This is a genomic window from Elusimicrobiota bacterium, from assembly GCA_028718185.1.
In the GTDB taxonomy this organism is placed as follows: domain Bacteria; phylum Elusimicrobiota; class UBA8919; order UBA8919; family UBA8919; genus JAQUMH01.
Genome location: JAQUMH010000003.1, coordinates 250,702 through 261,933 on the forward strand (window position 1 = coordinate 250,702; position 11,232 = coordinate 261,933).

Here is an 11,232-nt window from a genome sequence, read left to right on the forward strand (position 1 = left end):
TTTAAGCATTCATGATTAAAAAATATTGTAAGTTGTTAAGTGTTTTGGTAGTTACAGTTGTTTTATTTCTATCTGTAAATAACTATATTACAGCAAAACCAGTCAAAAGTGATGAAGTTAAGTTAGATTTATTGGTCGGTAAAGATAATTGGTTTCTTATGGAACCTTTAACTGAAAGTTGGAAAATACATGGGATTTCCTTACTTCTTGAGAGTGATAATTATAAATCAAAAAACCCAATGGAGATAAAAGTATATCAAATATTGCAGTCAACAATTAGTTTAAATAGTCTGATAATAAATGAGGTGATGGAAGTTAAAGTTTTTCCTAAGGATCTAAATAGGAAGAGATATTATACAGTATTTTTTGGAGATCATGAATATAAAGAGAAAAAATATAAATCATTTCTCGCAGAACCAACCGATAGATTCGTTGTAAACATAAAAGTAAAACAGGCGGTGTCGATTTATTTGGCATCAGATTCAAAAGATAAATCTAATAAGGTTATAGAACAAAATAAATTACTAATAAAGAATTTTGCAAGTGTTAAAAAAGATACAGAATTAAATAATAACGCATATATAAAGTGGGTAACAGCGCCAATTTGGGGGCATATAGCTGGAACGATACTAAGTGCGATGGAGAAACCGTACAATTTTATAACACCGTTCATATATTTAATACTTTATGTAATAATAGCTATAATTATATTAGGTTTTGTCTTTTATGGTAAGAATTTATTTTTAGATATAGAGAAGTTTAACATATTTAAAGTAATATTGACGACCAATGTAATATTAGTGATGCTATATTTTGCAACAGTATGTACAGGTTTTATCGGTGGTGATAATTACGAGATACAGCTAGCTCAATACTTGTATCAGGATGTACATTTTCCCGGATATCCGATAATGATATTTTTGGGTTATTGGTTCGGTAAGTTAATGCCTGTGGGCAATTTTATGTATAAGGCGAATTTATTCGGAGTGTTTTGTTCGAGTATCGGGATAAGTTTTTTTGCAGGGGCATTATACAATTATACAAAACATAAAACATCAGCAATGTTAATAGCACTCGTAATGGCGACAACCCAGACGGTGTGGAATTACAGTGTGGTTGCGCAAGATTATTCGGTATCAATATTATTTCAATGTTTAATATTATTTGCAATAATAAATTTACAAAATGAATCTGACTATAAGTCATATTTCAATTTGATAGTTTTTGCTTTTTTAGCGCCGATAGCTCATATGACAAATGCAATGAGTTCGCTTTTTATTATGATTTTGGCGACAATATGGTATTGGAAAACACACAGATTTAATTTAAAGAAAATAGTAGACATTGTTTTATCTTTAAGCTTAGTATTTATTGTTTTATATACTCCATTGATTTTAAAGGAAAGTCCTAATTATTATGCTCGGGTTGTATTTAAAACTAAAGAAGAAATTACAATTAACAGGAACAATTTAAAAATATTTTTTGGATATATTACAGGTAATGCTCCTCAAATGAAAGCGAGTAATGGGTTTGTAAACCTTGTTAAAAATGCTGGAATTATGCCCACTATCAGATCTCATTTTCATACATATCGAAAACTATTAAATTACGGATATGGTTACTTGTATGCTATTATAGGTGGGTTGGGTCTGTTTATATTGCTGATATATAAGAAAAGTAGCATAATTACTTGGTATCTGTTGATTGCATTATTTAGTAATATATTATTTAGTTGTACTGATATATCATATCTTAAACTTCCAAAAGGTGACAATATACTAACAGGTCATCAACTCCCATCAATAATTATATTGTCTTTTAGTATCGTAGGCATAGTTATTTCTATTTTAAGAAAACGGATTATAGAAGAGCAAAAAGTCCGAAATAAACTACAATACTTATGGATTTTTGTGAAGAAGAATAATATGAAAATATTTTTGGTATTTCTTGTGACATCGATTTCCTGGAATATAATAATAAATTATCGTTTATGCGATTATCGCAGCCGCGATGATTGGGAAAAAATGATGTCTTTCTATCGCAATGAGCTAATACCGGGTACTACCGTAAGGACACATATGTACGAAGAACATGTTTTGGGGATATTTCACAGGCTTGAATATACCCGTCGTGATACAGGTGATGATAGATTTAGCGGTTGTCTAAGTTCGCAAACAATATCTTTAAATTCAGAGTATGTTTTACCGGCATTTTTAGATTCAAAGAATCGAGAAAAGGAATCTTCAATGTTTTACATAACTGATAAAGAGATTGATAAATATTTTAATTTAGTTCCTGTGTTTACAAAATATCATTTGAGGTTTATATTGGGAGATATAGCTAATTTACAATTATATCAAGGTTTTAAAGATAGGCAATTGTACTATGCGCTTCCAAAGAGAACAATGGCTGGTGTAAATCCGTCATGGCAAGAGATAACAGCAGTGAATTACAATAAATATAAAAGTATATTTATAAACAACTGGGAAGCGACACCGCTTGGAATACGGCCTAATGATATAGGGTGGGTATCAAATATTCTAATATATAAACCTAAAAGGAAAAAAATAAAGCAAGTTGTAATGCGGTTTGTGGTGACATTAAATCCGGAGAACAAACCTGGTAACATCAATAAGGTAGATATGGCATTTTATCTAAATAATGTTGTGATAAAGGAAAGACGTGTAATGTCCGGCAGGAAAGAGGAGATAAGAATAGAAGTACCAGTGAGTGAATTAAGTAGGCAATACAATTTTCTTTCAGTAGTCCCTTTTTACAATGGTGTAAATTGTTGGTATCCGACACCTTTATATCCGTTACCAAAAGGTGAATATCCATATCTAATTGAGAGTTTTAGTATAATTGAACAATAGGAGGAAGACAGATGGGTCGGTATGATGCAACTTGTAAGATATGTAACAAGAACCAAAAGTTTATTTTTGAGTATCATAAATATGTTTATTGTAGATGTGTAAATTGTGGTTTAGTTTCAACTTATCCCTTACCGGATGATATAACAATTGAAACACATTATGCAAAGAAATTTATAGAGGGTAATTATCAGTTACTTAGAGAATATTCAGATCAATATATATTTATATATAAGGGTTTTGTTAATGTTCTTGAATCTGAACTTAGGAAACATGGATTAAAACTTCCGGGTTTAAGCGTATTAGATGTGGGTTGTTTTACCGGGGAATTTTTATATCTTCTTCGTGAACGCGGAGCTGATGTTTATGGGTTGGAATTACAGACAGAAGCAGTAGAAATAGCCAATGAAAAATTATCAGGCCGTGTTTTGAAAGCAGATGTTTATGAAAATATTTTTCCAAAAAAACAATTTGATATTATAACTCTTTTAGGAGTGGTTGAACATGTGTTAGATCCGGCTAAATTACTTAATCGTTCATCCGAACTTTTAAAACCGGGTGGAATATTGCTAATACAAACTCCCAATAGTGCTTCGCTTTTTGCGAAAATTATGGGCAAATTGTGGCCGCCGTTCGCACCGGTAGAGCATATACATATATTTACAAAAAAGAGTATAAAGCTGAAATTAAAAGAACTGGGTTTTGAAAATATTTCTTTTAATATGCATATAAAAAAATTACCGGTTTCATATGTTTTCACTATGTTGCAAAATTTCGGTCCGGAGTTTTATCGTATATTTAAACCGATATATAAATGTTTGCCAAAATATATTACGGATATTTCACTGCCTTTCTTTATAGGGGAAATGATAGTAAAAGCCCATAAAAAAAGCTGAGGTATGAAATAAAGCGTTAAGAAGGTTATGTAATATGGATATAAATAAAGATAGTAAAAAAATCAGTTTTTGTATAGTTGTTCCTATGTATAATGAGGAATCAAATGCAGAAAAATGTGTAACTACTATACATGATTTTATCAGCAAGTTAAGTTATAAAACTGCGTTAATAGCTGTGAATGATGGTAGTAAAGACAAGACCGGTGATATTTTAAAAAATATATCAACTAAACTGAATAAGTTCATTATAGAGACACATGAAAAGAACAAAGGTTATGGGTCTGCTAATCTTACCGGTGCCAAACGTGCATTTAAGGAAGGCTATGATTATGCACTATTCATGGATGCTGACCTTACACAAAATGTTAGTTATATTTACCCATTTATTGAAGAAATGAATAAAGGTACTGATTTTATAAAAGCTACCAGATATGCAAAGGGCGGCGGTGTTAAGGATGTGCCTTTTAATCGATGGATAGTATCTTTAATAGGTAATAAAATTATTAAAATATTTTTTAGATTACCATTGACTGACTATACAAATGGTTTCAGAGCTGTAAAAACCTGTCTTTTATCTCAAATAGAATGTGAAGACAGAGGTTTTTCTTATTTAATTGAAGAGGTTAAAAAAATTTCTAAGATTTCAAAGAGTTATGCAGAAGTGCCTTATATTTTAACAGTCAGAGAGAGTAAATATTCTAAATCAAAATTTCAATATTCACCAAAAGTATATTATAAATATTTAAGATATTTATTTAAAAAGTAATGCTAAATTAGGGGAGTAAATCAGTGAAGAATAAAAATGTTAATTGCAGTTTTTGTAACAGCGATAATATGTCACTCATCATAGATTTCGGGGATGTTGCTCTTGCCGGGGGATTTTTAAGAGAAGACCAGTTCCCGGTTGAAAAAAAATACCCGTTACAATTATATTTTTGCAGGGAGTGTTATTCGCTCCAGGTTGTAAATAAGATATCTCCTGAAATATTATTTAAGAATTATTTTTATTTTTCATCGGCAATAGGTACTCTAAAAGAACATTTTATAAAATATGCAGAAGAAGTAACTGATAGATTTTTAGTCCCAGGTAAATCTACGGTTCTGGAAATCGGGTGTAATGATGGTGTATTGCTTAATCCTTTTTCAAAACGCGGGATAAAAACAGTTATTGGCGTAGATCCTTCGGAAAATGTGGTAAAGTCAATTAGCAATCCCCATATAATCGTAGTAAATGATTTTTTTTCTGAAAAAGTAGCTGCGAAGATATTAGGCAAATATGGTCAAGTGGATTTAATTGCTGCAAATAACGTTTTTGCTCATTTATATGACATTCATGATATTGTCAGAGGAATTAAAAAACTATTGTCAAAAGATGGTGTGTTTGTTTTTGAGGTTCATTATATTGCTAACCTTATTGACGAAATACAGTATGATATGATTTATCATGAACATTTATATTATTATTCTTTAATCGCCCTGGAAAATTTATTTAGTATATATGACATGGAAATATTTGATGTTAAAAAAATACCGATTCACGCCGGTTCCATGCGGTATTATGTCAGGAAGAAAGGCGGTCTGAAAAAAGAAAAAATCTCGGAAGATGCTATTCGTCTGAAAAAAGAAGAATTAAGGAAAAAATATGACAAAGTAGAAACTTATTTAGATTATGCGCAAAGGGTTAAAAATACAAAGACAACTTTAATAAATTTGATAAGAAAACTCAAAAAGGAAGATAAGGTAATCTATGGCTATGGTGCTTCCGGCAGAGCTAATACTGTGATACAGTATTGTGATATAGATAAGAATATGCTGGATTGTATTATTGATGATGCACCGGCTAAACAAGGGTTTTATACTCCTGGTTCACATTTTTTAATTAAATCAAGAGAGTTTATGGAATTGCACCCACCGGATTATATTCTTGTGTTTGCGTGGAGTTTTGTAAACGAGATAATTAAGAGAAATCAAAATTATTTAAATAACGGAGGGAAAATTATTATACCATTGCCGGAAGTAAAAATTATATCTTCAAAAGACGGTAAAATAAATGAAGAAAGTATCTAACAATAAGAAAAATATAAAAGTGCTGGTTTTAGGTAAAGATGGCATGCTAGGTAACATGGTTTATACTTTTTTAAAGTATAAAAAGATAGCAGTTTTTGGTACACAACCATTTGACAAAAATAAACCGTTTTACCTGAACATGAGCGGAGAAAATATAGGTAACAATTACTTCAATAATATTTCATCTGGCATAGATTATGTTGTAAATTGCATTGGTATGACAGAACTCGACAGGACCGATAGTGATAGATTCAAATTAGGGTTCTATATTAATGCAATATTCCCATATTTTTTACAGAGATTTTGTTTAGACAAAAATATTAAAATAATTCACATGTCTACTGACGGCGTTTTTAAAGGCGATAAGGATGTATACAATGAAAACTGTGAGTGTGACGGCATCGGGGAATACGCCCTTTCTAAAATAATCGGCGAGGTTTTCGCTCCCAATGTACTTAATATAAGATGTTCAATAATAGGTAACAGCATTGACGGCAACCACGGTCTTCTTGATTGGTTTTTATCTAAAAAAGAAAGTGAAACAATACAGGGATATACTAATAATATATGGAACGGTATTACAACTTTACAGTTTTCTGAGTTTGTCTATGATATTTTGCAAAAAAATATGTATAATGATGTAATAAAAAAAACAAAAGTTATACATTTTTCACCTAATCTGCCATTAAGTAAATGCGAATTACTTGCTTTATTCAAAGAAATTTATAAGAAAAATATTACCATAAACCCTGTTCAAGCAAAAGAAAATACAAAGAGAATTCTTGATTCAAAATATGGTTATTTTTACCTTGATAAGAAAGGAACAAAAAAAGATATTAGAGAAGCAATGATAGAGATGAAAAAATTTAACGAGATTGTTGGGTGTTCTTTGGGCAACAATCTCAGGAGAAAAAAATGAAGGTAATGACAGTTGTGGGCACTCGTCCCGAAATGATTAAAATGTGGTCAGTATTAAAGAAACTGGACTCCAGTAATTTTGAGCATATCATGGTACATACAAGCCAAAATTACACAAAGGAATTAAAAGATTTCTTTTTCCATGATTTGGAATTAAGGAAACCGGATTATGATATTGCAATAGATACGTCTTCATATGGCAAAGAAGTATCAGATGTTATACGCAAGAGTGATGAGTTGTTTGTTAAGGTAAAACCTGACATGTTGATAATTTTGGGAGATACCTACAGTGGTTTGTCGGTATTACCGGCGTCTCATCGCGAGATAAAAATATTCCACATGGAAGCCGGTCTGAGGGCGTGGGATAAACGGATGCCGGAACAAAGAAACAGGATTTTAATTGACCATATTTCTGATATATTATTACCGTTTAACCAGTACCACAGGGAAAATCTTATAAGAGAAGGAATACATCCTTCAAAAATATTTGTAACCGGTAATACTACTTTTGAAGTAATGAGAGCATTCCAGAGTAAAATTAAAAAAAGTGATATTTTGAAAAAATTAAGTTTGCAACCCAAAGAATATATTCCAATTACATTACATAGAAAAGAAAATGTTGATGATGCGGGTTCTTTAAGGTTTATTATAGAAGGACTTGGGCTAGTGTATAAAAAATTTAAAAAAGAAATTATTTATCCTATGCATCCCAGGACAAAAAGTAAAATAAAAAATATTACTATTCCGAAGGGAATTAGAATAATTGAGCCGTTGGGGTTCTACGATTTTAACTGTTTAAGTATGAATGCATTTTGTTTAATGGCGGATTCGGGAACAACTGCTGAAGAAGGTCTGTTTTATAAAGTTCCTTGTGTCAGCTTGAGACAAAGCACGGAAAGACCCGAAACTGTTGAAGCAGGCGCCCACATCGTTTCAGGTATAAATCCGCAGAATATAGCCGAATCAGTTGAGACAATTACCAATATGGAATGGAAGGCGAAATATGATTTTAGCGAAGAAACAAGTCCTTCTTCAGTTGTGATTAATGTATTAAGAAGCCAAATTACAAATTATTTCTAAATAATAGTTGCAAATAAAAATCTATATTGTTAAAAATAGTATGAAGAAATATATAGAGTAAAATAGTAAGTAATTTTTTAAGTTGCTTGTATTATTTAGAGTATTAGGATTCTAATGTAGCGGCAAAGCGGTAGCTTTGCTTAAGTCGTGAAGGAGAAATTTATGAGACCTTTTGAAGGCAAGCGGATTTTGGTGACAGGCGGAACCGGGTCACTTGGTAAGGTTTTGGTACACCGATTACTTGATGATAAATTGGGAAAACCCAAAAAAATAATTATTTTTTCCCGTGATGAGGCAAAACAGCATGAAATGCGTCTGGAATTCAAACATAAAAGAATTGTTACTGAAGAAATAATATATCATAACTTTGATGAGTTAGTGGAATTCCGTATCGGTGACGTTAGGGATTTTCATAGTATTTCTTCTGCTTTAAGGGATGCAGATATTGTTATTAATGCAGCAGCATTGAAACAGGTTCCTACTTGTGAATATTTCCCTTACGAAGCCGTGAAGACCAATATAACCGGTCCGGAAAATATCATACGCGCTATATGCGAACATAATTTATCGATTGAAACTGTTGTCGGAGTTTCCACAGATAAAGCGTGTAAACCGGTTAATGTTATGGGTATGTCAAAAGCTATGCAAGAAAGAGTATTCATCCAGGCAAATATGCGTTGTCCGAAAACAAGATTTGTTTGTGTCCGTTATGGTAATGTTTTAGCGTCTCGCGGTTCGGTTATCCCTTTGTTTATTGACCAGATTAAAAGAGGCAGGTCGATAACAATTACAGATAAAAATATGACAAGATTTCTTATAAACCTGAATCAGGCAGTTGATATGATTTTTGACGCTATTTGTGAAGCGAAGCGCGGGGAAACATATATACCGCGCATTCATTCGGCCAGAGTAATAGATATAGCACATGCATTGATAGGCAAACGGAAAATTAAAACTATAATTACCGGTGTCAGACCCGGAGAAAAAATGCATGAAATTTTAATTTCAGAAGAAGAATGTCATCGCACAATAGACAGGGGCAAGTATTATGCAATAAGCCCTATTTTACCGGAATTGCGTTATAAGGAAAAATTTAAACCTGCTTTTGAAAAAGAATATAGTTCCGAAGACCACGTAATAGATCTTCCGAAATTAGCTAAATTTCTCCAGCAGCATCATTTAATGGTAGAAGACATCGAAGATCAAAAAAAAGAATTATTAAGATAAAAACTAACCTATAATTTGTAAATATCCTTATAAAAACCTGTCTGAAATAAATAACTGCACTTGTATTTTTATCATTGACATTTATTCAGTTTTTTGTATAATGTTCAATTATTGAACAACACGACATCACAATGGGATAAGGTCATAAGCTATGAAATATTTTAATAAAGTATTTTTAGTTTCTCCTGATGAAAAAAAATTTTTATGGAATGCAGGGGACAGGGTTCCATTAGGGTTATTGTATATATCTAAAGCTCTTTCTGAGAATGGAGTAGAGAATCAGGTATTTGATTTAAATCATTATGAAACAAGTAAGTTTTTAGAAAAAGTCGAAGATGAAACTCCTGCCTGGGTAGGATTTAGTATTATTAGTTCCCCGAGTTTTAACCAGATAAAAAAAATAGCAGAAAAAGTCAAAAAAATCAGTCCGAAAATAAAAATTGTTGCCGGTGGATCCCACTTATCCGCTTTACCCCATAGTTTAGATGGTATTGCAGATGCGATAGTTGTAGGTGCCGGGGAAAATGGGATTGTAAAAGTCATTAAAGAAGGTAAAACTGGAATAATAAATGAACCTTTTGAAATTAATGATTACCCTGTTCCTAACAGGGGAAAATTAGATTATAAGGATTATAAGATGTATGCAGACGGGCTTTTAACTGCTACAATAATTACATCAAGAGGTTGTCCTTTTAATTGTTTTTTTTGTGCAAGTCATGAAAGAAAAGTCCAGTTTAGAAATTCGGAAAATGTCAGAAAAGAAGTAAAAATATTAAAAAAACAGGGATACGAATCAATTTATATTTTAGATGAAAACTTTGTTATTAAAGAAAAACATTTTGAGAAAATAATTAAGATAATGAAACAGGAGGATATGAAATACAGGATGGAAATGAGGGCTGACCGGGTAAGTGAAGAAATTGCAGAAAAATTAAAACAGACCGGTTGCAGGTATGTAGCATTAGGGATAGAAAGCGGAGATAATGAAATTTTAAAAAAAATAAACAAGGGCACGACTGTGGAAATAAACAGGAGGGCGATAGAAATACTAGGTAAACGGGGAATTTATGTTAAAGGATTTTTTATAATAGGGCTTCCCGGTGAAACAGAGCAAAGCGCCGGAAAAACTATTGAATTTGCTGAAAATATGAGAGAGAAAGGGTTGTCTTCCGCAGACTTCTATGCATTAACCCCTTTCCCGGGTTCTGCTATATGGGATAACCCGGAGAAATATGGAATAAAGATTTTAGATAGGAATTACGATAATTATCTCCAAAAAGGGGACCCTGTTATTGAAACTGAATATCTTTCAAATAAAAAAATAAAAAAATTGGTAGATGGAGCCAGGGCGAGATGGAAAAAATAATAATAACCGGAGCAGACGGGTTTATCGGGAAAAAATTAATAGAGTTTCTCAAAGGCAAGTGCGAGGTAATCATCTTTGATAAAACCTACGGAAAAGATATTTTACAAAAAAATCATTTTAAAGGGATTGAGGGAAATTATGTTATACACCTTGCCGGATTAACAAAAAGTGCAAGTGAAAATGAGTTTTTTAAAGTTAATGTGGAAGGCACATTGAATGTCCTTGAATTCTGCAGAAAAAACAAGGCAAAATTTATTTTTCCTTCCAGTGCAGCAGTATATGGAAATGCAAAAAATAAAATATCAGAAAACCAGCCTGCTAATCCGGGTACGTTTTACGGTGTTACTAAATTGATGTGTGAAAATTTATGCAGGTTTTATAATAATAAATACCAGATTCCGACTATAATTCTTAGGATATTTAATGCTTACGGACCCGGTCAAAAACCAGGATTATTAATACCTGACATTATATGCCAGTTGGATAATGATAAAATAGTGCTCGGGAATTCCTTTCCTAAAAGAGATTTTGTTTATGTTGATGATATTGCAGGAGCAATAGTAAAGAGTTTAAATTTAGATGGTTTTGAAATAATAAACATTGGTACCGGGGAATACTACAGTGTTAAAGAGATTGCCGGTATGATTACTGACAGGGATATTGAATATTCGGATAAAAGGGTGATAGAAGATTGTGTTTACGCGGATATTTCAAAGGCAAAAAAAATATTAAACTGGGTTCCTGAAATTTCTCTAAAAGAGGGTATCGGGAGAATTTTAGAATCCCGTACCTCCTCGTGATGTTTTAA

At 32.0% G+C, this 11,232-nt stretch carries 9 protein-coding genes; all 9 read left to right on the forward strand.

What is annotated here, in order from left to right; all coding sequences use genetic code 11:
• Positions 1-11: 11 nt before the first annotated feature.
• The 9 genes from PHE88_06720 (at position 12) to PHE88_06760 (ending at position 11,224) form a co-directional block, all read left to right on the forward strand.
• Entirely contained in the window at positions 12-2,873 is a 2,862-nt protein-coding gene (locus PHE88_06720) for a DUF2723 domain-containing protein (protein MDD5687507.1), read from the forward strand.
• Positions 2,874-2,884: 11 nt separating this feature from the next.
• The gene (locus PHE88_06725; protein MDD5687508.1) at positions 2,885-3,766 is read left to right on the forward strand and encodes a class I SAM-dependent methyltransferase; all 882 of its coding nucleotides are present in this window, start codon (positions 2,885-2,887) and stop codon (positions 3,764-3,766) included.
• 34 nt (positions 3,767-3,800) lie between these two features.
• Positions 3,801-4,532, forward strand: coding sequence for a glycosyltransferase (locus PHE88_06730; protein ID MDD5687509.1), 732 nt, complete (start codon positions 3,801-3,803; stop codon positions 4,530-4,532).
• A 23-nt stretch (positions 4,533-4,555) separates the two neighbouring features.
• Entirely contained in the window at positions 4,556-5,833 is a 1,278-nt protein-coding gene (locus PHE88_06735; protein ID MDD5687510.1) for a class I SAM-dependent methyltransferase, read from the forward strand.
• Positions 5,817-6,752: a sugar nucleotide-binding protein gene (locus PHE88_06740; protein ID MDD5687511.1), complete on the forward strand. Its 936-nt coding sequence runs from the start codon at positions 5,817-5,819 to the stop codon at positions 6,750-6,752. The genes PHE88_06735 and PHE88_06740 overlap by 17 nt, the downstream gene beginning before the upstream one ends.
• On the forward strand, positions 6,749-7,831 hold the full coding sequence (gene wecB, locus PHE88_06745; GenBank protein MDD5687512.1) for a UDP-N-acetylglucosamine 2-epimerase (non-hydrolyzing): 1,083 nt from the start codon (positions 6,749-6,751) through the stop codon (positions 7,829-7,831). Before PHE88_06740 ends, wecB begins: the two co-directional genes overlap by 4 nt.
• Before the next feature lie 162 nt (positions 7,832-7,993).
• A complete protein-coding gene (locus tag PHE88_06750) occupies positions 7,994-9,058 on the forward strand; it encodes a polysaccharide biosynthesis protein (protein ID MDD5687513.1) in 1,065 nt (354 codons plus the stop codon).
• Positions 9,059-9,209: 151 nt separating this feature from the next.
• Complete coding sequence (locus PHE88_06755; GenBank protein ID MDD5687514.1) at positions 9,210-10,424, forward strand: radical SAM protein; 1,215 nt, start codon at positions 9,210-9,212, stop codon at positions 10,422-10,424.
• Positions 10,412-11,224, forward strand: coding sequence for an NAD(P)-dependent oxidoreductase (locus PHE88_06760; protein MDD5687515.1), 813 nt, complete (start codon positions 10,412-10,414; stop codon positions 11,222-11,224). Before PHE88_06755 ends, PHE88_06760 begins: the two co-directional genes overlap by 13 nt.
• The last annotated feature ends 8 nt before the right edge of the window (positions 11,225-11,232 follow it).

Coding starts and splice junctions, on each gene's coding strand:
- PHE88_06720 (MDD5687507.1), top strand. CDS start 12: ATGATTAAAAAATATTGTAAGTTGTTAAGTGTTTTGGTAGTTACAGTT.
- PHE88_06725 (MDD5687508.1), top strand. CDS start 2,885: ATGGGTCGGTATGATGCAACTTGTAAGATATGTAACAAGAACCAAAAG.
- PHE88_06730 (MDD5687509.1), top strand. CDS start 3,801: ATGGATATAAATAAAGATAGTAAAAAAATCAGTTTTTGTATAGTTGTT.
- PHE88_06740 (MDD5687511.1), top strand. CDS start 5,817: ATGAAGAAAGTATCTAACAATAAGAAAAATATAAAAGTGCTGGTTTTA.
- wecB (MDD5687512.1), top strand. CDS start 6,749: ATGAAGGTAATGACAGTTGTGGGCACTCGTCCCGAAATGATTAAAATG.
- PHE88_06750 (MDD5687513.1), top strand. CDS start 7,994: ATGAGACCTTTTGAAGGCAAGCGGATTTTGGTGACAGGCGGAACCGGG.
- PHE88_06755 (MDD5687514.1), top strand. CDS start 9,210: ATGAAATATTTTAATAAAGTATTTTTAGTTTCTCCTGATGAAAAAAAA.
- PHE88_06760 (MDD5687515.1), top strand. CDS start 10,412: ATGGAAAAAATAATAATAACCGGAGCAGACGGGTTTATCGGGAAAAAA.